Source organism: Arcanobacterium bovis, from assembly GCF_004331995.1.
Taxonomy (GTDB): domain Bacteria; phylum Actinomycetota; class Actinomycetes; order Actinomycetales; family Actinomycetaceae; genus Arcanobacterium_A; species Arcanobacterium_A bovis.
In genome coordinates this window covers 1-454 of record NZ_SJDT01000023.1, presented here as the reverse complement: position 1 = coordinate 454, position 454 = coordinate 1, and the positions used below count along the sequence as shown (strand labels likewise).

The following is a 454-nucleotide window of genomic DNA, read 5'->3' as shown; positions in this document are numbered from 1 at the left end:
GAGACGTGCTCGTTCAGATTCGAGCAATTCTTCAATATTTTGCGTAATCCCTGTTGCTGCAGCGCCATATTTGCGCACACGCTTAAACAAGGATTGGCAGTAGGCACCGGCATAGTCATTGGCAAAAAGCACGTGGAATTCGTCGACGTACAGCCATGTGCGCACACCACGGCGTTTATTGGCTACGATTCTGCGCCAGACTTCTTCAAGAACAACCATCATTCCAAACGTCTGCAGGTCGGCACCTAGAGCGGCAAGATCAAAGATCATCACACGGTTTGTTGTATCGACGTTGGTTTGCTGCGCAAACCCTGACGCGGATCCACGCGCATACAGCTCAAGAGCTGTCGCTAGCTCATGCGCCTGTGGTTCGGGCTGAGCCCGTAACATCTCATAGAGTGTGTCCAGTGTCGGTGATGCTAGTTCAGGGGTGTGAAGGTATGTTGAATACATC

The 454-nt window shown here is 51.3% G+C and carries 1 protein-coding gene; it reads right to left on the bottom strand.

Annotated features, from left to right (window positions below):
• Positions 1–390, bottom strand: a 390-nt coding sequence (locus EZJ44_RS08610) for a TraG/VirB4 family ATPase (protein WP_479680223.1), incomplete at its 3' end; no start/stop codon positions are given.
• Between the last annotated feature and the right edge of the window lie 64 nt (positions 391–454).